The organism is Pseudomonas abyssi, from assembly GCF_002307495.1.
Lineage (GTDB): Bacteria > Pseudomonadota > Gammaproteobacteria > Pseudomonadales > Pseudomonadaceae > Halopseudomonas > Halopseudomonas abyssi.
This window is the reverse complement of sequence record NZ_NTMR01000003.1, coordinates 401,534-424,883: the sequence shown is the minus strand read 5'-3', so window position 1 is coordinate 424,883 and position 23,350 is coordinate 401,534. Positions and strand designations below refer to the sequence as shown.

Sequence of the window (23,350 nt, the reverse complement as noted above, 5' to 3'; positions counted from 1 at the left end):
GCCCTGGCGTGTTATTTTTGCCGACTTGACCCATCAACAACAGGATCTTCAAAGATGAGCGGAGCGACCCTGATTGACGTATTGCCTGCCCACAAGTTCGACGAGGCAAAGCTCGCCAACTACCTGCAGGACTACCTTCCGGGAGCCAACCAGGGCATCAAGGTTCAGCAGTTCCAGGGTGGCCAGTCCAACCCGACATTCCTGCTGGAAATCGCCGGCAAGCGTTACGTACTGCGCAAGAAGCCGCCGGGAAAACTGCTGCCCTCGGCCCACATGGTCGAGCGCGAGTTCCAGGTCATCAACGCCCTGGGCAAGACCGACGTGCCGGTACCGACCGCACGCCTGCTGTGTGAAGACCCCGAGATCATCGGCACCGCGTTCTACGTCATGGATTACGTCGAAGGCCGCGTCTACTCCCAGCCGCTGCTGAGCGAGGTAGCGCAGGAAGAGCGCATGCCGATCTACCAGTCGATGATCGAAACCATGGCCAAGATGCACAACGCCGACTGGAAGGCCATCGGCCTGGAAGGCTATGGCAAGCCCGACAACTACATCGCCCGTCAGGTCAAACGCTGGGGCGGCCAGTTCGAAGCCAGCCGCACCCACGACATGCCGGCGATGGACGCCCTGATGAAGTGGCTGCCGGAGAACATCCCGGCCGACGAAAGCACTACCATCGCCCACGGCGACTTCCGCATCGGCAACCTGATGCTGCACCCGACCGAGTCCAAGGTCGTGTCGATCCTCGACTGGGAGCTGGCAACCCTCGGCCACCCGCTGTCGGATCTGGCCTACTGCTGTCTGCCGTACCACATGCCGGTCAACGTCGACGGCGCCAAGGGCATGGTCGGCGCCGACCTGAAATCCCTCGGCCTGCCGGAAGAGCAGCAACTGCTGGACTGGTACTGTGAATACACCGGCCGCAGCGGTGTGCCGAACTGGAACTACTACATCGCCTTCTCGCTGTTCCGTCTGGCCGCCATTGTGCAAGGTGTTTACCACCGCGCACTGCAAGGCAACGCCAGCAACGCCGACGCCCTGGAAGTCGGCAAACGCGCCAGCCTGCTGGCTGAGCGCGGCTGGGAAATTGCCCAGAAGTAAGGCCAAGCGGGGCAGCGTCAGCTGCCCCGTTGCACATTCAAGCCCCACCCGTTTCCAACAATGAGGATTGCCAATGAGCAAACCCGTCAAGCGCGTACTGCTGACCAACGACGACGGCTGGCGCGGCCCGGGCCTGCAAGTGCTCGAAGAGATTGCCAACGAGATCGCCGAGGAAGTGTGGATCGTCTCGCCCGATCTGGACCAAAGCGGCGTGTCCATGTCCATCTCCGTCCACCACCCGCTACGCGTTCACCAGTTTGAAGAACGCCGGTTCAGCGTCAGTGGCACTCCCAGTGACTGCGTCCTGCTCGGCGTGGCCGAACTGCTGCCGGTCAAACCCGATCTGGTGCTGTCCGGCGTCAACAACGGCGCCAACATCAGCGACTCGGTCGCCTACTCCGGCACCATCGGCGGCGCGCTGACCGGCACCCTGCTGGGCATCCCGTCCATCGCCCTGAGCCAGGCCTATATCCCCGGCAACGACGTGCATTGGGACACCTCCCGCCAGTACGGCGCCAAGCTGGTTCACCAACTGCTGGACGCCGGCTGGCCGGAAGACTGCGCGATGAACATCAACTTCCCGGCCCGCCCGCCGGAAGATGTGCGCGGCATCGCCATCTGCCGCCCGCAACGCGGCAGCATTGGCGGCGTGAACATCGAACGCCGGGAAGACACCCGCGGCGTGCCCTACTACTGGCTCGGTTTCCAGCGCCAGACCGACCGCATCACCGGCCGCCAGACCGACGTCGGCGCCCTGCGCGACGGCCTGATCGCCCTGTCCCCGGTGCGCTTCGAACGCGACATCGCCAGCAGCTGGCAAGTCGACACCGGCAATATGGCCGACCAGCTGGGTATCGATCAGAACGGCGACAACACCGCTGTAGCGGATGATCCGAGTATTAGTCATTAACCCAGCTGCAAGGCGGATGGCCGCCCCCTGCAAGCTGCAACAGGGTGCGCTGTGCGACAGGCCAGTCAATTGTTTTCACCGCCTATAACGCGCCTGTTGGACTTTGAGACAACCCGCGCAGGTCAACACCGCGCCAGCTTTGCTTGCAGCTTGCCGCTTGTGGCTTGCCGCTTTCGCCCCAAAGGAGTTTGAAATGCAACGCTTCGAGAACAGAACCGCCCTGATCACCGGTGCCGGCAGCGGCATTGGCCGTGCCACTGCCAAGCGTCTGGCCGCTGAAGGCGCTCGCCTGATGCTGGTTGACCGCAACGCCGAGGGTCTGGAGCAGACCCTCAGCGAACTGCCCGCTGGTGCCGAGGTGCTGCACCGTGCGCTGGACGTCAGCGATGAAGCCGCCGTTGAACAGTGCGTCGCCGACACCGTGGCCCATTACGGCCGCCTGGACGTGCTCTGCAACAACGCCGGTATCGCCGGTGGTGACTACAGCATCGCCACCGATCAGAGTCTGGAAACCTGGCAGAAGATCATCAACGTCAATCTGTTTGGCGTGATGCTGTTTACCAAGTACGCCTCGCGTCAGATGCGCGAGCAGAACGGCGGCGCCATCGTCAACACCGCCTCGGTTGCCGGCATTCGCTCCGGTGCCGGCGGCAACGCCTACAGCGCCTCCAAGGCTGGCGTGATCAACTTCACCATGACCGCCGCCTGCGACCTCGGCCAGTTCAATATTCGCGTCAACGCCGTGTGCCCCGGCCTGATCGAAACCGGCATGACCGCCCCGGTATTCAAATACGCCCGCGAGAACAACAAGGAAGAGAAGCTCGGCACCCGCTGCGAGTTGCGCCGCTACGGCCGCCCGGAGGAAATCGCCGGCGCCATCGCCTTCCTCGCCAGCGACGACGCCAGCTACGTCACAGGACAAGCCCTGGCAGTAGACGGCGGCAACACCGCCTCGCTCAACCTGCCGGGCATGAAGTTCTGATGAGCGGCTGGTCGCGTTGGGTGGTCGGAGATCCAATGCTGGCCGACCCGACGCTGGATGCACTGCGGGCGACATTGCCCGCAGTGCCTTGCGGTGAAGCCGTATTGCAACGGCTGGAGTCCGGTGAGCTGCATTGCCGCCTGGTGCTGTACTTTTCACCAGGCCTCCAGGACGTTGCCCAGTGCTACGGCGCAGCCCCCTGCGCCGCTCCCGCCCGTGACGGCCTTAGTCTGATAACAGGCGATCCGGCGCTACTGAAAGCCCCTTGAGCCGGCCCAACTCCTGTCGCATCATGGCCAATCAGCCTCCAGGAGCCAGCTATGTCTTCACTCCCAGACACCCTCAGCTACTGCACCGGCCACTGCGCCCTTGGCGGCCTGCTGCTGGCCGAAACCGCCGATCACACCCAGGCCATCTTGCTTGGCGACAACGACGACGCCATGCGCGATGACCTGCAACAACGCTTCCCCGACGCCAAGCTGGTCAGGGCAGACGAGGGCCAGAAACAGCGTCTGCAGGCGATGCTCGATTGGGTTGACCAACCCAAGGGCGAGTTCCCGCTGAGAAAAACGGCCGCCCCCCACGGCACCGCTTTTCAGCGCAGCGTCTGGCAGGCGCTAAGCAAGGTCCGCAGCGGCGACACCATCACCTACAGCGAACTGGCCAAACGCCTCGACAAACCCCGTGCCGTTCGCGCCGTTGCCAGCGCCTGCGCCGCCAACCCGTTAGCTATGGCCGTCCCCTGCCACCGCGTGCTGCGCAGCGATGGCGGCATCTCCGGTTATCGCTGGGGCGTAGAGCGCAAAAAGCAGTTACTGCAGCTGGAACACCAACACAACTCGAAAGCCAGCGATGCAAGGCCTGCTTGACCTGGGCGCGCCTGACGCGCAGACACCGGAGCAGATCGGGTCTGATGCCTGGCTGCTGAAAGGCTTTGCTCTGAGAGATGCCGACGCCCTGCTCGCCGCCATCGAGCAGATCGCGACGCAAGCGCCCTTTCGCCATCAGGTCACCCCGGGCGGCTACACCATGTCCGCGGCCATGAGCAGCTGCGGCGCCTACGGCTGGGTCACGGATCGGCACGGCTACCGCTACAGCCCGCAAGACCCACAAAGCAACCTGCCCTGGCCCGCCATGCCCACACTGTTTAGCGAGCTGGCCGAACGCGCTGCCCGCAGCGCAGGCTTTGCCCATTTTGAGCCGGAAGCCTGCCTGATCAACCGCTACACCACCGGCGCGCGCATGGGCCTGCATCAGGACAAGGACGAGCAGGACCTCAGCGCGCCCATCGTCTCCATCTCCCTCGGCGCGCCCATCACCTTTCTGTTTGGCGGCCCCAACCGCAGCGACCCAACCAGCCGTTGGCTGCTCGAGCACGGCGATGTGGTGGTCTGGGGAGGAATAAGTCGGCTGTTTTTCCACGGCGTTGCGCCGCTGGGTAAAAAGGCCAGTCATCCAGCAACAGGCCTGATGAGGTACAACCTTACGTTCAGGAAAGTGCGCTGAAGGGCTAGTTAATTGAGTACTGAATGCCTGCATTCGGCCGATCCTGTTGAAAAAGTCGGCCTACAATAGCGACCGATCTAGATTGCTCAAAACGCAACCAATTTCGGCGCCGCTACGCAAAATCCAGAACTGCTACGACGTAAAAGTTGGACAGATTTCAACGTAGAGCGCCATGTTTCTTGACCGAAAATTTCCACGGGACTTTTTCAACAGAATCGGCCGGAACGGGCCATCAAGAGAACCCAAGGCGCGAATAAAAAAGCCCATGCCATACCGTAATGCTGTTCAGTTAGACTTTTTCATGAGCTGTACCGGCCTTGAGGGAGGCGTTCTGCTGGACGGATACGGCATGTCGTGCTCGTGCGAACACTACCGCTGCAGGGAAAGGCTTGGGCATGTTGCATCTCCCGGAGCCTCGCGGACGCGACGTGTCGCGTCCCTACGAATGCCATAACCACAGCTCCGTAGTAGGGACACGGCATGCCGTGTCCGCAAGGTCCCTGCTACAGCGCGCGGTAGCGGGTAATCCGATGGCCTTGGATTTCTCAGCTTAAGTGAACAGCATTACATGCCATACCGGGCTTGCACTGAGAGCGTCTTGTTCAAGATGGACTGCTGACGCCGAGGTGCCGCCCAGCTCTCTAGGTGGCGATACCAAAGCGCTTCAGCCGCGATGCTAGGGTGGTTGGCTTGATGCCCAGCAGCGCTGCAGTGCCATCCGCACCAAAGATCTTGCCCCCACAGGCCGCCAATGCGGCGTTGAGGTTGTCTTTTTCCAGCGCGCGCAGTTGCTCCTCGGTAAGAATGCCACTGACCTGCGGCGAACCTGCTTCCGCGGGCCGCACGGCGTCAGACTGGCCAACCGGCATATCGATCAGCAAATCCGGCCCCTTGCTGGTGATCAATGCGCGCTCGATGATGTTCTGCAGCTCGCGGATATTGCCCGGCCAACTGTAGCTTTGCATGCGTTCGACGTCGGCCTTGCGTAACCGTGCCGGCGGTCGGCCAAGGCGCGAGCAGATCTGTTTAACGAAGTGACTGGCCAGCAGCGGGATATCTTCCGGACGCTCGCGCAATGCGGGTGACAGGATCGGAAAGACATTGAGTCGAAAGTACAGATCTTCGCGGAAGCGCTTGGCCTTCACCTCGGCCAGTAGGTCGCGATTGGTGGCGGTGATGATCCGCACATCCACCCTACGTGTACGCTCTTCACCAACCCGCTCGAACTGCCCCTCCTGGAGCACCCGCAGCAACTTGCTTTGCAACTCAAGGGGAATCTCCCCGATTTCGTCGAGAAACAAGGTGCCGCCATCGGCCAGCTCAAAGCGGCCAACACGGTCGCGCATAGCGCCAGTAAACGCACCTTTGACGTGCCCAAAGAATTCGCTTTCAAACAACTCGGCAGGGATGGCAGCACAGTTGACCCGGATCAGCGGGTTGTCACTGCGGCGGCTGGACTGATGGATGGCGCGAGCGATCAACTCCTTTCCGGTACCCGATTCGCCGTGGATCAGCACACTGGCATCGGTGGGGCCGACCACATCAATCTGTTTGACGATGGTCAGTATCGGGTCGCTTTGCCCGACGATCTCGCGGTAATGATGCTCGATCAGAATCTCTTCCTGCAGGTAGGCATTCTGTTGTTCGAGCCTCTGTTTCAGTTCACGCAACTCGTCCATGGCGCTCTGCAGGCGCTGCTGGGTCATTTGTCTTTCGGTAATGTCACGGAACACCACCACCGACCCGATGATGGAGCCACCCGAAATCACCGGCGTACTGGTGAACTCCACCGGAAACATGCTCCCATCACGGCGCCAGAACACTTCCTGCTGCCCTTCATGTACCAGGCCGTCATGCACCGCCTTGTAGATGGGGCAATCCTCCACCGGGTAATGGCTGCCATCGGCATGACTGTGGTGATGAATTCGATGGATGTTCTTGCCGATCATTTGATCGACTTCCCAACCAAGCATTCGGGCCGCTGCCGGGTTTACGTAGGTTGCCAAGCCTTCACTGTCGATACTGTAAATACCGTCACCCACCGCGCTCAGCAATAGCTGGTTCTCTCGTTCGCTCTCCTCAAACAGCGACAATATGTTCTGCCACTCGATCAGCCCGCCGCGCATAGTACGTTCAACATTGGCCTGGTTCTGGCGGTAACGTTCTTCATCCCGCTCGCGCAGAACCAGTATCAGGTAGACCACGCCCTTGAGCTTGAGTGTTGAGGCCGACATCTCAAGCTCAATCCGCTCACCGTCGCGACGCGCGCAGGTAAGGGAGTCGGTCCAGCCCGTGCCTTCTTCCAGTACTGCTTGGGTGAAGACAATAAGCTCTGGCAGTGCATGGCCAAACAGCTTGGTAACGGTTAGCTCGAGAATTTCATGTCGTGGATAGCCCAGCAACTTGCAGGCGGCAATATTGATGTCGACAAAGCAGTTACCTACAGGATCAAACTGCACGATGCCTGCATTGCAATGCTCAAACACCAGATGCCGCGACGGATAGGCCATGCCAGACCAGCCGGATAAATAATCGACATCTTCCAAACTCATGGCTACGACCTTTCGTGGTTATTGCTACGCGATTTCGTAGTTATACGACATGTCGTAGGCCAGCAACAGGCTCAGTTTCGCCATTAAAAACAGTGTCAGATCAATAACTCCTTTTAAGTCAAAGACTTGCAAAACAATATGCAGCTCTGGCACAGCCGTTGCTCTAGTCAGATTAACCGCAGTCATTCACTGCGTCGTTAACCCAACTGGAGAATCAGAATGCCTACAGTCGAAACGCCCCACTACAAAGACGGTGACTTTCTCGTCAATTACGAAGAAAAAGTTTTTGAGGACGTCAAAGCCGAGCCCGGCGAAAAAGCCTTGTTGACCTTCCACACCATTGCCTTTGAAGGCTCCATCGGCCTGGTCAATATGCTGCAGGCCAAGCGCTTGTTGCGCAAAGGCTTCGAAACCAAAGTCCTTTTGTATGGCCCTGGCGTGCAGCTGGGTGTGCAACGCGGCTTCCCGACTCTGGGTGCCGAGGCCTTCCCGGGGCATCTGGCGGTTAATAGCCAGATCAAGGCATTCATGGAGGAAGGCGGCGAAGTCTATGCCTGCCGCTTTGCCTTGCAAGCCCTGTATGGCCAGACCGAAAAAGCCCTGATCGAAGGTATCCGTCCGATCAACCCATTGGACGTTATGGACCTGCGCCTGCTGATGCGTCGCGAAGGCGCATTGATCATCGATACCTGGACCGCCTGAACCCAATCCCTCCCGCCATCGGGAGGGAGCTTCATTGTTTCCGTTTTCCACTGGAGGATCCGGTATGACAATCATCAAAGCCGCTGCCGTCCAGCTCAGCCCTGTGCTCTACAGCCGTGACGGCACCGTGGACAAGGTCTGCCGGACCATCGCCGAGCTGGGCCAACAAGGGGTTCAGTTTGCGGTCTTTCCCGAGACAGTAGTGCCCTACTACCCCTATTTTTCCTATGTGCAGCCGCCCTTCAAGATGGGCAAGGAGCACCTAAAGCTGCTTGACGAATCCGTCGTGGTGCCTTCGGCAACCACGGCAGCGATCGGTGAAGCCTGCCGCCGCGCAGGCATGGTGGTGAGTATCGGCGTCAATGAACGTGACGGCGGCACCATCTATAACACCCAATTGCTGTTCGATGCCGACGGCACCCTGCTGCAACATCGGCGCAAGATAACCCCTACCTACCATGAGCGGATGATCTGGGGCCAAGGCGACGGCTCAGGGCTGCGGGCAGTAGACAGCCAGGTTGGTCGTATCGGCTCACTGGCCTGCTGGGAGCATTACAACCCACTGGCGCGTTATGCCCTGATGGCCGATGGCGAACAGATTCATGCCGCGATGTTTCCCGGCTCGCTGGTCGGCCCCATTTTCGCCGAGCAGATGGAAGTGACGATACGCCACCACGCGCTGGAATCCGGCTGTTTTGTGGTCAACGCCACTGCCTGGCTGGACCCAGAGCAGCAGCAACAGATCGTTGCCGACACCAGCTGTGATGTTGCGCAGATCAGTCATGGCTGCTTCAGCGCCATTGTTAGTCCCGAAGGCAAATTGCTCGGTGAGCCGCTGCGCAGCGGAGAAGGTGCCATTATCGCTGATCTGGACCTGACACTGATCGACAAGCGCAAACGCATGATGGATTCGGTTGGGCACTACAGCCGTCCTGAGTTGCTCAGCCTGCTGATCGACCGGCGGCCCGCCCCACACCTGCACGAGCGCGATGCCGACACCCAGAACAGCAGCTCGATCATGACTGAGGAGGCTGACTATGCAAGCCTCTGAACTTGCCTCCAATCAGCTGATCGTGACCGATCTGCTCAGTGAGCTGCAGTGCCACGGCGTGCGCTGGCAGGACGCCACCGGGCTGTCGCGTCAAGGTGGTGCCGGGCCGTCGGATCACAAGGCGCTGAGCGTCGGCGAACACACCTCGATGATCCCGATTCTCAATCGAGCTTCGCTGGATTCCCCCTATCTGGCCCGGCCATCAGCCAACGGCGGCGAGGCAGAGATCCTGCGCGATGGCCGCGTGGTCGGCCAGGTCAGCATCCCCGGTGTGCCCAACTTCTATGCGCTGTCCACTGCCGATGGCACGCCGTACTGGAAGATCGCCACCCTGCACAGCAAGGATGTACTGGCGACCACCATCTTGCAGCACTGCATCCGCATGAACGACGCCGCCAGCGCCTGCCAGTTCTGCGCCATCAACCAGTCGCTAAAAAACGACAGAACCATCGCCCGAAAACGCCCGGCGCAACTGGCTGAAGTCGCCAAAGCCGCCGTTGAGCTGGACGGGGTCAAACATATGGTGATGACCACCGGCACCCCGCAAACCTCCGATCGCGGCGCAGCCATCCTCTGTGAGTCGGCGGCCGCCGTGACCGCAGCGGTCGACCTGCCGATTCAGGCCCAATGCGAGCCGCCGGATGACGACCGCTGGTTCCAGCGCCTGAAGGACAGCGGCGTGGTATCGCTGGGAATGCACCTGGAAGCGGTAAGCGACCCGGTGCGCGCACGAATCATGCCGGGCAAGGCCGAGGTTCCGCTCACGCGCTACTTCTCTGCCTTCAAGGCTGCCGTCGAGGTGTTTGGCCGTGGCCAGGTGAGCACCTACATCCTAGCCGGGCTAGGTGATTCGGAAGAGGCCATCGTCGAGATGAGCGAGTTACTCGCGGCCATGGGCGTGTATCCCTTCGTGGTGCCGTTCGTACCGATTGACGGCACGCCCCTGGCCAGCCATCCGAAACCCGACAACGCCATGATGCAGCGCTTATACCCGCAGATTGGCGCAAGCCTGCAGCGTCACGGCTTGCATTCAGATGACACCAAGGCCGGCTGCGCCAAGTGTGGCGCGTGCTCGGCACTGAAACGACACGAGTGAGGATTCGCGCATGGCCGAGCATCTCTTTGCATTGACCGACGACAGCTTCCCGGATTTTCGCGCCGACGATGTACTGGTCAAGCCTGCCAGTGAGGCTTGGGAAAAAGCCGAATACTTTGCGCTGCGCCGCCGCGTGTTTTCCGAGGAGCAGCAATTACTGCATCAGGACAAGGACGAGCACGACTTTCAGGCCATCCCCATCGTCGCATTGGCTTGCCAGTGCGGCATGCCCAACGCCGTAGTCGGCGCCGTGCGCATCTACCAGTCACAACCGGGTCTCTGGTATGGCGGCCGGCTCTCTGTCGCCGCTGACTACCGACGCCACAGCATGATTGGCACAGCCTTGATCAACGAGGCGGTATCGCGCGCCCGGGACATCGGCTGTGAGCGCTTCCTAGCCACCGTTCAGCAGTCCAATGAAGACTATTTTCAGCGCCTGCATTGGCGCACGCTTGAGCACATCGAACTGCATGGCCAACCGCATGCGGTAATGCAGGTTGAATTGCAGCACTACCCTTTCATGCCGCGAGAAATCTCGCTACTGCCTCTGCGAGCGCGCCGCCATGGGTAAGCCGCTGCTGATCCCCGCCAAGCACAGCCTGGATGCCCTGCTCGATGCACTGCGCGACACCCCGGCCATGCACTCGAAGGCTTCCATTCAGGGGCCGGCCACGGCGCTGAGACAATCCCGGCAACAGGATCGGGATACTCTCTACGCCCTGCCGGGGGATGATACCGCCGCCATCCGCTGCGGCGACCACTACCAGTTGCTGGCAATTGAAGGAATGATTCCGCGCTTTGTCGAGCAGGCCCCCTGGTTCGCTGGCTGGTCGGCGGTGATGGCCAATGTCAGCGATATCGCCGCCATGGGCGGACGCGCCACCGCCGTGGTCAACGCTTACTGGCATCACGACCCCGCCTGCGCAGACCAGGTCCTTGCTGGTATTCGCGATGCCTGCCGGGCTTACGGCCTGATACTGGCCGGCGGTCATACCAGCCAGGCAACCGGCAACCCAGCCGCGCTGGCCGTAGCCATTACCGGCATGGCTACCCACCTGTTATCCACATTGCATGTAGCACCCGGACAGGTTCTGGCACTGGCGGTCGACCTGAATGGCCAATGGCATGCCGATACGCCCTACTGGAAAGCCTTCGAGCAGGTGCCTGCCGAACTCCTGCGCCGCAAGCTGGAGGTGCTACCAACACTGGCTGAAGCGGGCCTGCTGCAAGCGGCCAAGGACATCAGCAATGCTGGCCTGCTCGGTACGCTGCTGATGCTCCTGGAACCAACCGGCTGCGGCGCAGAGATCGATCTTGATCAGCTACCCCGTCCGGCTGACGGCGACCTGCTGCGCTGGCTGCAGGCGTTTCCCAGCTTCGGCTTTCTGCTCAGTCTGAACGCCGAAGACTGGGACTCGGTACAGGTCGCTTTTACCGCAGAGGGTATTAGCTGTGCGCGCATCGGCAGCATCAATGCCAGCGCCCGACTGGATGTATGCCAGGCCGATCATGTTTCGACCTTCTGGGATCTGGCCAGCACACCTTTTACCGGTTTTACCTATCCAACACAGGAGCCCTGATATGCCCGCCGTCACCTTCACAGTTCGCTGGCCTGATGGCCAGGAGACCGTTGCCTACTCACCTTCAACGGTGATTCATCAGCACCTTGAGCACAACACCTACTACCCAATGGAGGAGTTCCTGCAACGAGCCGAAACTGCGCTGGATGCGGCATCCGAGCGCGTGCGCGAGCTCAAGGGCTTCTATTGCAGCGCGGCGATGGACACGCTCAGCCAGCTGCGCCACGCGTCCAGATCATTCAGCCAAGGTGAAGTGCACGTCTGCTTCACGCAAACGCTCTGAGCCAAACCCCAATTCACAGGATCCCAACATGACTTCAGCAAACAAAACCCCACACCACAGCGTCATCATCATTGGTGGCGGTCAGGCTGGCCTGTCGGCCAGCTACTACCTGCAGCAACAGGGTGTTGACCATCTGCTGCTGGAAAAGAGCGCCCTCACCAACGCCTGGCGGACCCAACGCTGGGATGCTTTCTGCCTGGTGACTCCCAACTGGCAATGCCAGCTGCCTGGCTATCCGTACGCAGGCGACGACCCGCACGGCTTTATGAAAAAAGACGAAATCATTGCCTACCTTGATGGTTTTATCGAGATGGTCAACGCGCCCTGCCGAACCGGGGTCACCGTGCAACAGGTCAAGCCACGCGCCCAGGGTGGTTATCTGGTGAGGACCAGCGATGGCGAGTTCACAGCCGATCAGGTGATCGTTGCTTCGGGTGGCTATCAGGTACCGATCATCCCGCGTCTGGCCGAGCGCGTGCCGACGGAGATTAAACAGATCCACTCCGAACAGTACCGCAACGCGGATCTGCTACCCGAAGGCAACGTGCTGGTGGTGGGGTCGGGGCAATCAGGTGCACAAATAGCTGAAGACCTGCACCTTGCCGGTCGCAAGGTGTTCCTGGCCGTCGGCGATGCGCCGCGCTGCGCCCGCTTCTACCGGGGCAGAGATGTGGTCGATTGGCTAGACGAAATGAAGTACTACGACATCAGCGTAGACAAGCATCCGCTGCGTGAGGGTGTACGCGACAACACCAACCATTACCTGACAGGTCGCGACGGCGGGCGCGATATCGACCTGCGCCGTTTCGCTACCGAAGGCATGGAGCTGTTTGGTTTGCTGACTGGGCTGGAGGGCAGCAACCTGCAGTTCGCGCCCGACTTGGCCAGCAAACTGGAAGCGGCCGATGCGGTGTACGAACGCATCAATCGCAGCATCGACAACTACATCGAGGAAAATGCAATCGACGCGCCCTCCGGCAAGCACTACCAGCCGGTCTGGAAGCCAGAGGCAGAGCGGGAGCAGCTGGACCTGAGAACCGCAGGTATCACCAGCATTATCTGGTGCATCGGCTTCGCGCCTGATTTTCGCTACGTGGAGGCCAGCGTATTCGACGGCCATGGCCACCCGGTACACCACCGCGGCGTCACCGCCCAGCCCGGCCTGTATTTCCTCGGCCTACCCTGGCTGCACACTTGGGGGTCTGGACGCTTCAGCGGCATAGCAAGAGATGCCGAATACTTGGCAGAGCAGATCGTCTCAACAGCGCGTCTGGCTAAGGCCGGATGATTCAGACCGAAAACGGGGCTGACACACACAGCCCCCTCACACACTCTACGCACCGGGTCAGGCCTGATTAACGATAGCCTTAGCCGCAAAGGCTACGCACTCCCAGTCGGCCTGAACGACATAATCTTTCTGATGATGGATCAACCACCAGATGGAGCAACTACCGCCCAATCCAACTCGCCTCGGGTGATAGATAACAGCTGTTCCTGCAAACTCTCGACGGCAGTCAAGGGCAGGCGTACCTCCAGTTTCACAGTTTGACCATGCGTAACCGCCAATAACTCGCCTCCCATCTCGGCGATCAGCTTACGGGCGACGCCTTCGTGGGCGTAGGCCAGTTCGCAGTTCAGCGTCTGGCTGGGGATGTGTTCAATCTTCTCGGCTTGCAGCAGCGCCTGGGCGACAGCATCGGTGTAGGCGCGCACCAGCCCGCCGGCGCCAAGCTTTACGCCGCCGAAGTAGCGCACCACCGTTGCCAGCACGCCGTCGAGCTGCTGATGGCGCAATACGTCCAGCATGGGGCGCCCGGCCGTTCCTGACGGCTCGCCGTCGTCCACTGCGGCGCTATGACCACCCGCCAATAGCGCCCAGCACACATGCGCGCAGCCGGGGTGTTCGGCACGCAGGGCATCTACCCGCGCCTGCGCTGCAGCACGGTCGGCGATGGGCTCAACGCAGGCAAGGAAACGGCTTTTGCGGATTTCCAGCGAACTGGTGACGGCATGGGCAAGGCTGTACATCGCGCAAGAATAACCCGGCAGCAGCAGCCTAGTCAGTGCCTGGCAACAAACATGCATGCACAACTGGCGTGGACAGGCCTGCTGCTTGCTCTGCCCTACCGCCCCCTGCCTGTTGATGGCTTGCCGCGCGTCGCTCGATTGGGTTTGCTACCCCGGGTGACAACCCCAGAAGCTTTGTCGCTTGCTTTGTGGTTGGGGGGTGGCTCTGCCAGATGCGGTTGCCGCATCAATGCCATGCTGGTCTGTCCGGGCGCTGCCGCTTTCATCAGGCCCAAACGCAGACCAAATTTGCGCAGGACAGAGTCTAGGGTGCCGAGGGTCGGATTACCCTTATCTGTTTCCAACTGGTACAAGGCTCGAGTAGACATGCCGCACATCTTGGCGAAAGTTTCCTGATCAAAACCTGTAATCTCCAGGCGCAGCCTGCGGATCGCTACCCCAAGGGTAATGACGCCATCAGCGTGCTGCTGCATGATTTCTTCAATCAGTTGCTTGCGCTGCTCTCCCGTCGAGGTATTCATATCAGCTCCCATTGCCGCAGATGCTTGTCCAGATCATTCACTGGCAACGCTGCGTTCTGGCGGATATCCAGCGGCATGTTTACGAGTAAGTCAGGTAGCGCTTTGAACTCCTTAGCTGCGTCACGTACACGCTGATAAAGGTCCTCGGGGGCATACCATTGCTGGAAGCAGGCGCAGCTTTTACGCCAGTCAGGAGCGCCTTTGCTTTCGGCCTCCCATTTTGTCGCCCGGGTTACGCCCTCTGCGTCCAGGATCATTGGCGCCAGGTCATAGATGGGAGCCAGCTCAAATCTTTCGCTGTGACGAAATACCGCGATATTGCGACCGTGGTTGTCGCTGTTGCCCAATATCCGGTTAAGCAAGTCACGGCGGATGTACTCAAAGATCAGATCCGGCACCTCAGCCTCTTGCCCACTGATACACCAAAGCTCAATCAGCCGCGCCAGCACAGCCTCGTGCTTTAGTCTGGAACCCGGTTCGGTGTTGCCCAACAACGAGTAGACCGATTCCACCGCGATGCGCTCTACGCCCTCACCCTGCACAACGCGGTCAAAACGCGGCATCCAGAGGCTCGGCTTGTCCGCCTCTTCCAAGCTAAGACCGGCCGTAGGGACGGTGTTCAAACCCAGATCTGCTAGGGCTTTGTAGTAATGGTATTCGGCGCGAAGAATATTCTTGTCGTTCTCTGTCACATTGTTGCGCGCAAACTTGACCAGCCAATGTGCCTGCACGAGTCTGTCATCCAGCATCGCGTCGGCGTAAAACTGGCCGTCACGGCTCTCTGCCAGCAATAACTTGGGCGCTTCACCCTGCGCTCCGGTCGCCCCGCCCAACGCTGCGCCCGCTTCGTAGGCATACTCGAGAAAGTCGTTGGTACGCTCAACAATATGCTGACGAGCAAAGGCCTCAGCGCCCGTATCCTCCAATGCCTCAGCAGACTCCTTTACCCTCAGGTTTCCGATAGCCGAGGGCGTACACCGACCAAGTAGAAACCAATCAGTATCGACGCCGTCGGGCTTTTCATCATGAAAACGCTTGAGCAAAGACCTTCTAGCGTGGCCAGCCGGAATGATGTCGTAAACAAACGCAGGGAAGCCTTTGCTGTCCACCGGACTCCAGCTGACAGGCAAGTTAACGCTAACGGCATATTCAAAGATGCTATCGATCGTCTCAACAAATTCTCCCAAATAGGTAGTTTTGTAGGAGGCGGTCATGCGTGCATCCGCAACAGAACCCGGATTAGACAGGCTCAATTCCAAGGCATCGTGCCATTGGCCGTTGGCATGGGTTTGTATCGTCAGGGCTGGGTACATTACGGCAACCACAATCGGAAATAAGATGCTGAAAGACTATGCCATAACCAGAAAACCAGCAATATAAGTCTTATAAAATGCGTAAAACCACTAAAATCAGCACTTTAATGCTGACTTAAACTGGAAAGGTGCTCCTGCGCCCACAAAAAAACCGGGCACCAGGCCCGGCTTTTCGTCACACCTGCGGGATCAGAAACAATCCAGCGGCATGTCCAGCGTGGTGCGATCAGCACTGCGCAGCACCTCTGCCAGCGCCAGCGGCTTGGGCAGTTCGTAGCGCAGGAAGTAGTCGCAGGCGTTGAGCTTGCCCTGGTAGAAGCTCGCCGGGCGCTCGCCGCCGTTCTGCAGGCCACGCAGGGCAGCCTGGGCCTGGCGCAGCCAGAGCCAGCCGACAACCAGATGACCGAAGCACTCCATGTACAGGTAGGCGTTGGCGAGGGCGCGATCCGGGTCGCTCTTCTTCATCGCCTGCAGCGCATCGGTGATGCCTTCGACGGTGTTGAGCGCGGTGCTCAGCAGCTCGGCGTTGGCTTTCAGCTCGGCGACGTTGGCGCACTCGGCCAGCGTGGCGCGGATGCGGGTCAGCAGGCTTTGGTAGAAACGACCACCGGCCATACTCACCTTGCGGCCCAGCAGATCCTGCCCCTGAATACCGTGGGTACCTTCGTGGATCGGGTTCAGGCGATTGTCGCGGTAGAACTGCTCGACCGGGTATTCGCGGGTGTAGCCGTAGCCACCGTGCACCTGAATCGCCAGGCTGTTGGCTTCCAGGCAGAATTGCGACGGCCAGGATTTGACGATCGGTGTGAGCAGGTCGAGCAAACCAGCAGCTTCTTCGCGCGCGGCCGCATCCGGTGCGTGCTTCTTCTCGTCAACCAGGGTCGAGGAGAACAGGCACAGCGACAGACCACCCTCAACGAAGGCTTTCTGCGCCAGCAGCAGGCGACGAATGTCGGCGTGCTGAACCAGCGGAATCATCGGGGTTGCCGGATCACGCTCGGCCAGACCACGACCCTGAGTACGCTCGCGGGCGTATTCCAGCGCGTGCAGGTAACCGGTGTAACCCAGCATGACCGAACCCAGACCCACGCCGATGCGCGCCTCGTTCATCATGTGGAACATACCGGCCAGACCATTGTGCGGCTCGCCGACCAGATAGCCGACCGCCCCGCCCTTCTCACCGAAGTTGAGCATGGTGGAGGTAGTGCCGCGGTAACCCATCTTGTGAATCAGACCCGCCAGCTGAACGTCGTTGCGCTCGCCGAGGCTGCCGTCGTCGTTGACCAGGAACTTGGGCACGATAAACAGCGAGATGCCCTTGGCGCCGGGCGGTGCATCGGGCAGCTTGGCCAGCACCAGGTGCACGATGTTCTCGCTCAGCTCGTGGTCACCGGCGGAGATAAAGATCTTGTTGCCACTGATGCGGTAGGTGCCGTCGTCCTGCGGAATCGCGCGGGACTTGATGTCGCCCAGCGAGGAGCCGGCGTGCGGCTCGGTCAGGCACATGGTGCCGAAGAAGCGGCCGGCCATCATCGGCTCGGCGTAACGCTGTTTCTGCTCGTCGGTGCCGTGGGCCATGATCAGGTTGCAGGCGGCGATGGTCAGACCGGCGTAGGCCTGGGTGCTGACGTTGGCGCCCTTGATCAGGCCGATACAGGTCTGGGCAACGGCTGCCGGCAGCTGCATGCCGCCACGCTCGTAATCCTGCGAGGCAGCCATCAGGCCGGTATCACGCAGCACGGCCAGCGCCTCGGAGACTTCCGGACGAATCACGACCTTGCCGTTCTCGAAGCGCGGCTCGTCTTCATCGCACAGGCGGTTGTGCGGTGCGAAGGTTTCGCTCGCGACCTTCAGCGCCAGCTCGATGGCAGCGTCAAAGGTATCGCGGCTGTGGTCTTCGTAACGCGGAAATTGGGTAAAACGCTCGATATCCAGCATTTCATAGAGCAGAAACGCGAGATCGTCGGTATTGATGATTTTTTGGGACACGGAAAATTCCTCTGGAATTTCTAGCTACAAGCGCCAAGCCTCAAGCAACAAGCCAAGCCCGAAAAGCGAAACCCGAGCATGGCCCGGGTTTGCTTGCAGCTTACGGCTTGCAGCTTGCGGCAGGGATCAGACGATCTCGAACAGACCGGCTGCGCCCTGGCCACCGCCGATGCACATGGTGACAACCACGTACTTGACGCCGCGGCGCTTGCCTTCGATCAGCGCGTGACCAGTCAGACGGGAACCGGTTACACCGTAGGGGTGGCCGATGGCGATGGAGCCGCCGTTGACGTTCAGGTTCTCGGCCGGGATGCCCAGCTTGTCACGGCAGTAGACAACCTGGGAAGCAAAGGCTTCGTTCAGTTCCCACAGGCCGATGTCGTCCATCTTCAGGCCGTTACGCTCCAGCAGACGCGGGATGGCGAAGACCGGACCGATGCCCATTTCGTCGGGCTCGCAACCGGCAACGGCAAAGCCACGGAAGATACCCATCGGCTCAACGTTCAGCTGCTCGGCCACCTTGCTGTTCATCACGGTGCAAACGGATGCGCCGTCAGACAGCTGACTGGCGTTGCCCGCGGTCACGAAGTTACCCGGACCACGCACCGCCTGCAGGGCGGACAGTGCTTCCAGAGTGGTGCTCGGACGGTTGCACTCGTCGCGATCCAGCACCACTTCCTGATCGGATACTTCGCCGGTTTCCTTGTTCTGGACCTTCATGATGGTCTTGAACGGAACGATTTCGTCGGCGAACTTGCCGCTCTGCTGACCGGCAGCAACGCGCTGCTGGCTCAGCAGGGAGTACTCGTCCTGCGCTTCACGGCTGACGTTGTAGCGCTGGGCTACGATGTCGGCGGTTTCGATCATGGACAGGTACAGCTCCGGCTTGTTCTTCATGATCCACTCGTTGGTGCCGTGGAACATGTTGATCTTGTCGTTCTGGCACAGGCTGATGGACTCAACGCCACCGGCAACGATAGCCGGAATCTTTTCGCTAACAACGCGCTGAGCAGCGATGGCGATGGACTGCAGGCCGGAGCTGCAGAAACGGTTCAGCGACATGCCCGCGGTGGTAACCGGCAGACCGCCACGGATAGCAGCCAGACGCGCCATGTTCTTGCCCTGGGCACCTTCGTGGAAGGTTGCGCCGAGGATCACGTCTTCAACCAGCGCCGGGTCGATACCTGCGCGCTTGACCGCTTCTTCGATGACGAAGCCGGCCATGTCAACACTGTGGGTGTTGTTCAGTGCGCCGCGATAGGATTTACCCAGGCCGGTACGGGCCGTAGATACGATAACTGCGTCTGTCATGTGTTTTGCTCCTGTTGTAATTCAAGTCATCAGCCTGCAGCCAAGGTTGTCCTCAGCCCGGCTGGCCCTGCTGTTCACCCCAGCGTGTCAGCGTGTCCCGTGCCTCTCGGTAGGGTTTGAGGCCCATGGCGAGAAGGATGATAGAGCCCACGGTTATCACGCTGGCAACGATGAATATGGAATACCGCACCGCCATGTCGTCCTGGAACACATAGTCGGTAAACAGGGCAACGGCGGTCGGGCCGATACCCAGGCCAATCAGGGTGATGGTGAACAGGTAGATCGCCGATGCCTGTCCGCGCATGGCGTTGGGCATGATCTCCTGAATGGCCGCCGGAGCAACGCCAAAGGGCATTGCCACGGTAAAGACGTTAAAGAACATGATGGTCCACAGCAGCGGCATGTTGTCGACCAGGTACACCACGTTGCACAGCAGGGTCAGGATAGCCGACAGCAGGCCGACCCGCATGTTGGCATCCAGACAGCCACGATGCGCCAGATAATCCGCCAGGCGCCCGCCAAATACGATCCCCAGCGAGCCGGCCACCATCACCAGCGAGCCGTAATAAATGCCCACTTCACCCGCTGTCAGCCCGTGGTTGCGGATGAAGAAGGTCGGAATCCACGCCGACGCCCCATAAGACGCAAACGACAGGCAGGCAAAGCCGAAGTTGTGACACAGCACCGCCTTGCGGATGCCCACCAGGTATTTCGCGACATCTTTGAGCGGCACGGCAACACCTGCACCAATACCTTTGCGCGTCGGCTCCTTGATCGCCAGCAGCACCAGGCAGAACATCAGGCCAGCCGCGCCCAGCACCAGGAAGATCAACTGCCAGGGGCGCACCTCACCAAAGACCGGCAACACCATGGCACCACGCGCATTTGCCCAGGTAACAACGATACCGCCCAGCAGAAACGCGGCACCGGCCCCCAGATAAATGCCCATCGCGTACACGCTGATCGCGGTGGCCCGACGGTTGGGTGCAAAGCTGTCTGCGATCAATGAATAGGCCGCCGGCGACAGTGCCGCCTCACCGGCACCCACACCAATGCGGCCGATAATAAAATGCCAGTACTGCTGCGCCAGGCCGCAGAAAGCGGTCATCAGACTCCATACCGCAACGCCCCCGGCAATCAGGCCGCGACGGCTCTTGGAGTCGGCGATCCGGCCCAGCGGAATCCCGGCGACGGTGTAAAAGATCGCGAACGACAACCCCATCAACAGGCTCATCTCGGTGTCACTGATCTGCAGGTCGCGGCGAATCGGCTCCACCAGCAGGTTCAGAATCTGTCTGTCGACAAAAGACAGAACATAGGCAATCAGCAGAATACCGACAGTCAGCCAAGCCCGCTTGGGCGACGGATAGCTATTATTCTCGTCCACGCTATGCTCCATTTTTTGTAGTTAAAATTATCAGCTGTTTGAGACTATCAGGTTCGCACAGCGAAAGTCGATTTCGAAATAAACTGATCAGTCACTTCAATGCGTACCTATCACCGAGGGCTATGAACCGCTCAACCTCTTTCCACAACCCGCCAGCCAGAAGGCCTGAATGATGGCCGCGCCACTGATTATGGTCGGTGCCGGCCATGCGCATCTGGTCACCTTGCGCGACTGGATAAAGCAGGGCTACCGCGCCCCCGCCGGCAGTCTGCTGGTCACGCCGGAGCCTGACGCCTGGTACTCAGGCATGATGCCCGGGCTGCTGGCCGGCCGCTGGCAGGCCGAGCAATGCCGCGCCGCGCTGGCACCGCTGTGCCGGGCCGCCGGTATCTCGTTGCAGCTTGATCGTCTGAGCACACTGGATGCCGAGCGCAGCACGCTGCAACTGGCCAGCGGAGCCCAGCTCACGGGTCAGGTGATTTCCTTGGATTGCGGCGCCGGCAATCCAGCCCCTGCAAACAGCGACGGCAGCGTAGAGCTGATCGGCGCGAAGCCTTTCGGGACGCTATACCGCCGCTGGCGGCAATGGCGTCACGCCGCCACGCCGGCACGCATCGCCGTGCTGGGCGGCGGCCCGGCTGCCGTGGAGCTGGTGCTGGCGTTGCAGCGAGCCCTGCCCAGCTGCCAGCTCACGCTGATCTGCGCAGGACAGTTACTCGGCGCCCAGCCGCACCGCGCAGCACGCATCACCAGAACCCTGCTGACCAAACGGGGCATCCCCTTGTATGAGCAGCATGAGATCAATCGGATCCAAGGAGGCTCCCTGCTTACCGGCGACGGTCGCGCGGTGCGCACCGACGCAGTGGTTCTGGCGACCGGCACGGCGGCGGCACCTTGGCAAGAGGCCAGCGCCCTGGCAACCGATGGGGCCGGTTTTATCCGTATCACGGACACCCTGCAAAGCCAGTCTCATCCGCACATCCTGGCCAGCGGCGACTGCGCGACACTCGCCGGCTGTCCACACTCAGGTGTCTACGCCGTACGCCAGGGCGCAGTACTGGGGCATAACCTGCGCGCCCTGTTGACCGGCAGCCCGGCGCTCCATCACTTCCAGCCACAGCCCCGGGCGCTCGCTCTGCTGGCCACCGCCGATGCCCAGGCGCTGGCCTGCTACGGCCCCCTCGCGCTGCGCAGTCGAGCAGCACGACGACTCAAGGACCATCTCGACTCCGGCTTCATGCGCAGCCTGCAGGTGAGCTAGTCTTTCGACCCCCGACCAAAGATCGATTGTCTAGCGTTGATACAGGTGGCTAAATAGTAGGCAAATTAAAACAAAGAGGCCTGCGAGCCCGGAATGGACACCCGTATGCGCACCGGATTTCTCGGCAAGACAATTCTGCTCCTGCTGCAGTTGGCGACTCTCGGCTGGCTTTACCACGCCGCGGGCGTCGAGGCACTCGGCCCTGCGCTCATTCTCTGCCTGTTACCCTGGCTCGGACTACCCTGGTTCTACCCTCCTGCCGACCACCCTCGCCCGGCGCAAGAAACCGCCAGCACGACCGATAACGCCGACCTCAGTGCCCGTCTGTCACGCGCCACCAGCCAGAACGCCATTGCAGCGGCCGAGGTGGCGCATTCGGTAGACCAACTGCGCCAACGCCAGCAGTCGCAGTTGCAGGCCATTCGTCAGGTAACCGACAGCGCGCAACAGATTGCGCTCGAAGTGGACGCCACCACCCGCTACGCCGAGCGCGCAGACAACGCCGCTGAGCAGGCACGCAGTCGTAGTCAGGAAGGGCGGCAAGCGCTGGAGGAAGCCACGCGGGTCATGCATCGGCTAGCCGCTCAGGCGGATGAGTCCAATGCGGTATTGGCCGAGCTGAACGCGCAGACTGAAAAGATCGTGCAGGTCACGGGTGTGATCGAAGCCATCGCCAGTCAGACCAACCTGCTGGCCCTCAATGCGGCCATCGAAGCGGCCCGTGCCGGCGAGATGGGACGAGGCTTTGCCGTGGTGGCTGACGAGGTGCGTGCCCTGGCCGGTCGTACGGCGACCTCGACCTCCGAGGTGGGCGAGATCATCGAGCGCATGCATCAGCAAAGCCAGCGGGTGAACGCCGATTTCGCCACACTGGTAGAGCAGGTGCGCGGCGGTGTCTGTCTGATTGAGGATGCCGCCGGCCAGCTGGAAGAGATCAGCGCCCAGGGCGGCGAAGTGAAAACCGTCACCGAGCAGATTGCCGACAGCTGCCTGACCAACCGCGATCAACTGTCCAGCCTGAGTACCGCTCTGGAGCAGGTACGCAGCGATATTGAACAGAGTGACGAGCAGACCCAGCGCTTGGGCGGCGAAGCCGTCAATCTGGTGTCACTGGCCGAACAGGTCAGCGAAATGCTGGCCGACGTGGCGCTGGATGAATATCACCAGCGCTTCTTCGACGCCGCCCAGCAAACCGCCGCCGCCATCGCAGCGCGCTTCGAGGCAGACTTGGCCAGCGGCAAGATTCAGCGCTCGGCGCTGTTCGACCGCAACCTTACGCCGATCACCGGCAGCAACCCGGCGCGCTATCACAGCGCCTTTGACAGCTATACCGATCAGGTGCTGCCGGCCCTGCAGGAGCCCCTGCTGCAGCAGCACCCGGAGCTGGTGTACGCGATTGCCGCCATTCCCTCAGGCTATGTGCCGACCCACAACCAGCGGTTCAGCAAGCAGCCCACCGGCGATGTGCAGCACGACACCCTGCATTGCCGCAGCAAGCGCTTGTTCGACGACCCCACCGGACGGCGCTGCGGCAGCCACGAACAAACCCTGCTGCTGCAAACCTACAAACGCGATACCGGTGAAGTGATGCATGATTTGTCGGTGCCGATCATGGTAAACGGCGAGCACTGGGGCGGACTACGGTTGGGGTATAAGCCGGAGCAATAGGCCGGTGGTGGTGAGGCCTGCGGCATTCACCACCCTACGGAAGTTCATGCCCGACCGCAGGGTGGATTAAGCGCAGCGTATCCACCATAACCCGCGCCGCACACGAGCC

Annotated in this window: 23 protein-coding genes; 15 read left to right on the top strand and 8 right to left on the bottom strand. The window is 60.7% G+C overall.

Going from position 1 to position 23,350, the window contains the following annotated elements; genetic code table 11:
* Positions 1–54: 54 nt before the first annotated feature.
* From CNQ84_RS04470 to alkB, 6 genes are all read left to right on the top strand, one after another.
* Positions 55–1,101 (top strand): phosphotransferase, encoded by a 1,047-nt coding sequence (locus CNQ84_RS04470; RefSeq protein ID WP_088273703.1) that lies wholly within the window; start codon positions 55–57, stop codon positions 1,099–1,101.
* A 73-nt stretch (positions 1,102–1,174) separates the two neighbouring features.
* Positions 1,175–2,011, top strand: coding sequence for a 5'/3'-nucleotidase SurE (surE, locus tag CNQ84_RS04465; RefSeq protein WP_096003698.1), 837 nt, complete (start codon positions 1,175–1,177; stop codon positions 2,009–2,011).
* 193 nt (positions 2,012–2,204) lie between these two features.
* Positions 2,205–2,993, top strand: coding sequence for an SDR family NAD(P)-dependent oxidoreductase (locus CNQ84_RS04460; RefSeq protein ID WP_096003697.1), 789 nt, complete (start codon positions 2,205–2,207; stop codon positions 2,991–2,993).
* Positions 2,993–3,262 (top strand): hypothetical protein, encoded by a 270-nt coding sequence (locus CNQ84_RS04455; protein WP_096003696.1) that lies wholly within the window; start codon positions 2,993–2,995, stop codon positions 3,260–3,262. Before CNQ84_RS04460 ends, CNQ84_RS04455 begins: the two co-directional genes overlap by 1 nt.
* A gap of 51 nt (positions 3,263–3,313) precedes the next feature.
* A complete protein-coding gene (locus tag CNQ84_RS04450) occupies positions 3,314–3,862 on the top strand; it encodes a methylated-DNA--[protein]-cysteine S-methyltransferase (protein WP_096003695.1) in 549 nt (182 codons plus the stop codon).
* Entirely contained in the window at positions 3,846–4,499 is a 654-nt protein-coding gene (alkB, locus tag CNQ84_RS04445; protein ID WP_096003694.1) for a DNA oxidative demethylase AlkB, read from the top strand. The genes CNQ84_RS04450 and alkB overlap by 17 nt, the downstream gene beginning before the upstream one ends.
* A 641-nt stretch (positions 4,500–5,140) precedes the next feature.
* Here alkB and CNQ84_RS04440 read toward each other — a convergent pair.
* Together CNQ84_RS04440 and CNQ84_RS20470 are read right to left on the bottom strand one after the other, a co-directional pair.
* Complete coding sequence (locus CNQ84_RS04440; RefSeq protein ID WP_096003693.1) at positions 5,141–7,051, bottom strand: sigma 54-interacting transcriptional regulator; 1,911 nt, start codon at positions 7,049–7,051, stop codon at positions 5,141–5,143.
* A gap of 24 nt (positions 7,052–7,075) precedes the next feature.
* Positions 7,076–7,237 carry a hypothetical protein gene (locus CNQ84_RS20470; RefSeq protein ID WP_165771222.1) on the bottom strand — a complete coding sequence of 54 codons (162 nt, stop codon included), beginning with the start codon at positions 7,235–7,237 and terminating at the stop codon, positions 7,076–7,078.
* A 33-nt stretch (positions 7,238–7,270) separates the two neighbouring features.
* Between CNQ84_RS20470 and CNQ84_RS04435 the strand changes: the two genes are divergently transcribed.
* From CNQ84_RS04435 to CNQ84_RS04405, 7 genes are all read left to right on the top strand, one after another.
* Positions 7,271–7,753, top strand: coding sequence for an MSMEG_0572/Sll0783 family nitrogen starvation response protein (locus CNQ84_RS04435; RefSeq protein WP_096003692.1), 483 nt, complete (start codon positions 7,271–7,273; stop codon positions 7,751–7,753).
* Positions 7,754–7,817: 64 nt separating this feature from the next.
* The gene (locus CNQ84_RS04430) at positions 7,818–8,804 is read left to right on the top strand and encodes a Nit6803 family nitrilase (RefSeq protein ID WP_096003691.1); all 987 of its coding nucleotides are present in this window, start codon (positions 7,818–7,820) and stop codon (positions 8,802–8,804) included.
* Positions 8,791–9,900: an MSMEG_0568 family radical SAM protein gene (locus CNQ84_RS04425; protein WP_165771221.1), complete on the top strand. Its 1,110-nt coding sequence runs from the start codon at positions 8,791–8,793 to the stop codon at positions 9,898–9,900. Before CNQ84_RS04430 ends, CNQ84_RS04425 begins: the two co-directional genes overlap by 14 nt.
* Before the next feature lie 10 nt (positions 9,901–9,910).
* Positions 9,911–10,471: an MSMEG_0567/Sll0786 family nitrogen starvation N-acetyltransferase gene (locus CNQ84_RS04420; RefSeq protein ID WP_096003690.1), complete on the top strand. Its 561-nt coding sequence runs from the start codon at positions 9,911–9,913 to the stop codon at positions 10,469–10,471.
* Positions 10,464–11,480: a sll0787 family AIR synthase-like protein gene (locus tag CNQ84_RS04415; protein WP_096003689.1), complete on the top strand. Its 1,017-nt coding sequence runs from the start codon at positions 10,464–10,466 to the stop codon at positions 11,478–11,480. The genes CNQ84_RS04420 and CNQ84_RS04415 overlap by 8 nt, the downstream gene beginning before the upstream one ends.
* Before the next feature lies 1 nt (position 11,481).
* On the top strand, positions 11,482–11,763 hold the full coding sequence (locus CNQ84_RS04410; RefSeq protein WP_096003688.1) for an MSMEG_0570 family nitrogen starvation response protein: 282 nt from the start codon (positions 11,482–11,484) through the stop codon (positions 11,761–11,763).
* A 28-nt stretch (positions 11,764–11,791) separates the two neighbouring features.
* Positions 11,792–13,051 carry an MSMEG_0569 family flavin-dependent oxidoreductase gene (locus CNQ84_RS04405; RefSeq protein WP_096003687.1) on the top strand — a complete coding sequence of 420 codons (1,260 nt, stop codon included), beginning with the start codon at positions 11,792–11,794 and terminating at the stop codon, positions 13,049–13,051.
* A 140-nt stretch (positions 13,052–13,191) separates the two neighbouring features.
* Here the strand turns inward: CNQ84_RS04405 and CNQ84_RS04400 are convergent, their stop codons facing one another.
* The 6 genes from CNQ84_RS04400 to CNQ84_RS04375 all read right to left on the bottom strand — a co-directional run bounded on the left by CNQ84_RS04400 (position 13,192) and on the right by CNQ84_RS04375 (position 20,312).
* Positions 13,192–13,791 carry an IMPACT family protein gene (locus CNQ84_RS04400; protein ID WP_096003686.1) on the bottom strand — a complete coding sequence of 200 codons (600 nt, stop codon included), beginning with the start codon at positions 13,789–13,791 and terminating at the stop codon, positions 13,192–13,194.
* A 95-nt stretch (positions 13,792–13,886) separates the two neighbouring features.
* A complete protein-coding gene (locus CNQ84_RS04395; protein WP_245841238.1) occupies positions 13,887–14,312 on the bottom strand; it encodes a helix-turn-helix domain-containing protein in 426 nt (141 codons plus the stop codon).
* A complete protein-coding gene (locus tag CNQ84_RS04390; protein WP_096003684.1) occupies positions 14,309–15,625 on the bottom strand; it encodes a type II toxin-antitoxin system HipA family toxin in 1,317 nt (438 codons plus the stop codon). Before CNQ84_RS04390 ends, CNQ84_RS04395 begins: the two co-directional genes overlap by 4 nt.
* 189 nt (positions 15,626–15,814) lie before the next feature.
* Positions 15,815–17,614 carry an acyl-CoA dehydrogenase gene (locus CNQ84_RS04385; protein WP_096003683.1) on the bottom strand — a complete coding sequence of 600 codons (1,800 nt, stop codon included), beginning with the start codon at positions 17,612–17,614 and terminating at the stop codon, positions 15,815–15,817.
* A gap of 126 nt (positions 17,615–17,740) precedes the next feature.
* Complete coding sequence (locus CNQ84_RS04380) at positions 17,741–18,925, bottom strand: acetyl-CoA C-acyltransferase (protein ID WP_096003682.1); 1,185 nt, start codon at positions 18,923–18,925, stop codon at positions 17,741–17,743.
* A 52-nt stretch (positions 18,926–18,977) separates the two neighbouring features.
* On the bottom strand, positions 18,978–20,312 hold the full coding sequence (locus tag CNQ84_RS04375) for a spinster family MFS transporter (RefSeq protein WP_235827203.1): 1,335 nt from the start codon (positions 20,310–20,312) through the stop codon (positions 18,978–18,980).
* Positions 20,313–20,481: 169 nt separating this feature from the next.
* On the opposite strand from CNQ84_RS04375, the gene CNQ84_RS04370 reads away from it, so the two are divergent.
* Both CNQ84_RS04370 and CNQ84_RS04365 read left to right on the top strand, forming a co-directional pair.
* Entirely contained in the window at positions 20,482–21,573 is a 1,092-nt protein-coding gene (locus CNQ84_RS04370) for an FAD-dependent oxidoreductase (protein ID WP_096003680.1), read from the top strand.
* Positions 21,574–21,666: 93 nt separating this feature from the next.
* A complete protein-coding gene (locus CNQ84_RS04365) occupies positions 21,667–23,241 on the top strand; it encodes a methyl-accepting chemotaxis protein (protein ID WP_096003679.1) in 1,575 nt (524 codons plus the stop codon).
* Positions 23,242–23,350 lie beyond the last annotated feature (109 nt).

Excerpts from the sequence above, each read along its gene's own strand:
- CNQ84_RS04470 (WP_088273703.1), top strand. The coding sequence starts at position 55 with ATGAGCGGAGCGACCCTGATTGACGTATTGCCTGCCCACAAGTTCGAC.
- surE (WP_096003698.1), top strand. The coding sequence starts at position 1,175 with ATGAGCAAACCCGTCAAGCGCGTACTGCTGACCAACGACGACGGCTGG.
- CNQ84_RS04460 (WP_096003697.1), top strand. The coding sequence starts at position 2,205 with ATGCAACGCTTCGAGAACAGAACCGCCCTGATCACCGGTGCCGGCAGC.
- CNQ84_RS04455 (WP_096003696.1), top strand. The coding sequence starts at position 2,993 with ATGAGCGGCTGGTCGCGTTGGGTGGTCGGAGATCCAATGCTGGCCGAC.
- CNQ84_RS04450 (WP_096003695.1), top strand. The coding sequence starts at position 3,314 with ATGTCTTCACTCCCAGACACCCTCAGCTACTGCACCGGCCACTGCGCC.
- alkB (WP_096003694.1), top strand. The coding sequence starts at position 3,846 with ATGCAAGGCCTGCTTGACCTGGGCGCGCCTGACGCGCAGACACCGGAG.
- CNQ84_RS04440 (WP_096003693.1), bottom strand. The coding sequence starts at position 7,051 with ATGAGTTTGGAAGATGTCGATTATTTATCCGGCTGGTCTGGCATGGCC.
- CNQ84_RS20470 (WP_165771222.1), bottom strand. The coding sequence starts at position 7,237 with ATGACTGCGGTTAATCTGACTAGAGCAACGGCTGTGCCAGAGCTGCAT.
- CNQ84_RS04435 (WP_096003692.1), top strand. The coding sequence starts at position 7,271 with ATGCCTACAGTCGAAACGCCCCACTACAAAGACGGTGACTTTCTCGTC.
- CNQ84_RS04430 (WP_096003691.1), top strand. The coding sequence starts at position 7,818 with ATGACAATCATCAAAGCCGCTGCCGTCCAGCTCAGCCCTGTGCTCTAC.
- CNQ84_RS04425 (WP_165771221.1), top strand. The coding sequence starts at position 8,791 with ATGCAAGCCTCTGAACTTGCCTCCAATCAGCTGATCGTGACCGATCTG.
- CNQ84_RS04420 (WP_096003690.1), top strand. The coding sequence starts at position 9,911 with ATGGCCGAGCATCTCTTTGCATTGACCGACGACAGCTTCCCGGATTTT.
- CNQ84_RS04415 (WP_096003689.1), top strand. The coding sequence starts at position 10,464 with ATGGGTAAGCCGCTGCTGATCCCCGCCAAGCACAGCCTGGATGCCCTG.
- CNQ84_RS04410 (WP_096003688.1), top strand. The coding sequence starts at position 11,482 with ATGCCCGCCGTCACCTTCACAGTTCGCTGGCCTGATGGCCAGGAGACC.
- CNQ84_RS04405 (WP_096003687.1), top strand. The coding sequence starts at position 11,792 with ATGACTTCAGCAAACAAAACCCCACACCACAGCGTCATCATCATTGGT.
- CNQ84_RS04400 (WP_096003686.1), bottom strand. The coding sequence starts at position 13,791 with ATGTACAGCCTTGCCCATGCCGTCACCAGTTCGCTGGAAATCCGCAAA.
- CNQ84_RS04395 (WP_245841238.1), bottom strand. The coding sequence starts at position 14,312 with ATGAATACCTCGACGGGAGAGCAGCGCAAGCAACTGATTGAAGAAATC.
- CNQ84_RS04390 (WP_096003684.1), bottom strand. The coding sequence starts at position 15,625 with ATGTACCCAGCCCTGACGATACAAACCCATGCCAACGGCCAATGGCAC.
- CNQ84_RS04380 (WP_096003682.1), bottom strand. The coding sequence starts at position 18,925 with ATGACAGACGCAGTTATCGTATCTACGGCCCGTACCGGCCTGGGTAAA.
- CNQ84_RS04370 (WP_096003680.1), top strand. The coding sequence starts at position 20,482 with ATGATGGCCGCGCCACTGATTATGGTCGGTGCCGGCCATGCGCATCTG.
- CNQ84_RS04365 (WP_096003679.1), top strand. The coding sequence starts at position 21,667 with ATGGACACCCGTATGCGCACCGGATTTCTCGGCAAGACAATTCTGCTC.